Genomic DNA, 2,147 nt, shown 5'->3' with positions numbered 1-2,147 from the left:
GATGCTGACGCTGACGCTGATGCCGATGCTGACGCCGATGCGGACGCGGATGCTGACGCCGATGCGGACGCTGACGCGGATGCTGACGCTGATGCCGATGCCGATGCCGATGCGGATGCCGATGCTGACGCTGATGCTGATGCTGACGCGGATGCTGACGCTGACGCTGATGCCGATGCTGACGCCGATGCGGACGCGGATGCTGACGCAGATGCGGACGCTGACGCAGACGCGGATGCGGATGCTGACGCCGACGCGGATGCGGATGCTGACGCCGACGCTGATGCCGATGCCGATGCTGACGCAGACGCCGATGCGGACGCGGATGCTGACGCCGATGCTGACGCAGACGCCGATGCTGATGCGGATGCTGACGCCGATGCGGATGCCGATGCGGATGCCGATGCTGACGCCGACGCTGATGCTGACGCTGATGCTGACGCTGATGCGGACGCGGATGCTGACGCCGATGCGGATGCGGATGCTGATGCCGATGCGGATGCTGACGCAGATGCGGACGCTGACGCTGATGCCGATGCCGATGCTGACGCGGATGCTGACGCAGACGCAGATGCCGATGCCGATGCCGATGCCGATGCCGATGCTGACGCTGACGCTGATGCTGACGCTGATGCCGATGCTGACGCCGATGCGGACGCTGACGCTGACGCTGACGCTGATGCCGATGCTGACGCGGATGCTGACGCCGATGCGGACGCTGACGCGGATGCTGACGCTGATGCCGATGCCGATGCCGATGCTGATGCCGATGCGGATGCTGACGCTGATGCCGATGCGGATGCTGACGCTGATGCTGACGCGGATGCTGACGCTGACGCTGATGCCGATGCTGACGCCGATGCGGACGCGGATGCTGACGCAGATGCGGACGCAGACGCCGATGCTGATGCGGATGCTGACGCCGACGCTGATGCCGATGCCGATGCTGACGCTGACGCCGATGCGGACGCGGATGCTGACGCCGATGCGGATGCGGATGCTGACGCGGATGCTGACGCTGACGCCGATGCTGACGCGGATGCTGACGCTGACGCTGATGCTGACGCTGATGCCGATGCTGACGCCGACGCTGATGCTGATGCAGACGCGGATGCTGATGCTGATGCAGACGCGGATGCTGATGCGGACGCCGATGCTGATGCTGACGCGGATGCTGATGCTGATGCAGACGCGGATGCTGATGCTGATGCTGATGCAGACGCGGATGCTGATGCGGACGCCGATGCCGACGCCGATGCTGATGCCGACGCCGATGCTGATGCTGACGCGGATGCCGACGCTGACGCAGACGCCGATGCTGACGCGGATGCCGATGCCGATGCTGACGCAGACGCCGATGCTGATGCCGATGCCGATGCCGATGCTGACGCTGATGCCGATGCTGACGCCGATGCGGACGCTGACGCTGACGCGGATGCTGACGCTGATGCCGATGCTGACGCCGATGCGGACGCGGATGCTGACGCAGATGCGGACGCTGACGCAGACGCGGATGCGGATGCTGACGCTGACGCTGACGCCGATGCGGATGCTGACGCGGATGCTGACGCTGATGCTGACGCTGATGCCGATGCTGACGCGGATGCTGATGCTGATGCAGACGCGGATGCTGATGCGGACGCCGATGCCGATGCCGACGCCGATGCTGATGCTGACGCGGATGCCGACGCCGATGCCGATGCTGATGCTGATGCTGACGCGGATGCCGACGCTGACGCAGACGCGGATGCGGACGCGGATGCCGATGCCGATGCTGACGCAGACGCCGATGCTGATGCTGATGCTGATGCTGATGCCGATGCTGACGCCGATGCTGACGCTGATGCGGACGCCGATGCCGACGCTGACGCCGATGCCGACGCTGACGCCGATGCTGATGCGGATGCTGACGCCGATGCGGATGCTGATGCAGACGCGGATGCTGATGCAGACGCTGACGCTGACGCCGATGCTGACGCTGACGCCGACGCGGATGCCGACGCTGATGCGGATGCCGACGCGGATGCCGACGCTGATGCGGATGCCGACGCGGATGCTGATGCGGACGCTGATGCTGACGCAGATGCCGACGCGGACGCTGATGCTGACGCAGATGCCGATGCTGATGCTGATGCCGACGCTGATGC

General features: G+C 65.3%; 1 protein-coding gene. It reads right to left on the bottom strand.

Annotated features, from left to right (window positions below):
- Positions 1 to 2,147, bottom strand: a 2,147-nt coding sequence (locus BLT64_RS27195) for a hypothetical protein (protein ID WP_217633925.1), incomplete at both ends; no start/stop codon positions are given.

The organism is Paracoccus denitrificans (assembly GCF_900100045.1).
Taxonomy (GTDB): domain Bacteria; phylum Pseudomonadota; class Alphaproteobacteria; order Rhodobacterales; family Rhodobacteraceae; genus Paracoccus; species Paracoccus denitrificans.
The sequence above is the reverse complement of the archived record's forward strand: the minus strand, read 5'-3'. Positions and strand labels throughout refer to the sequence as shown.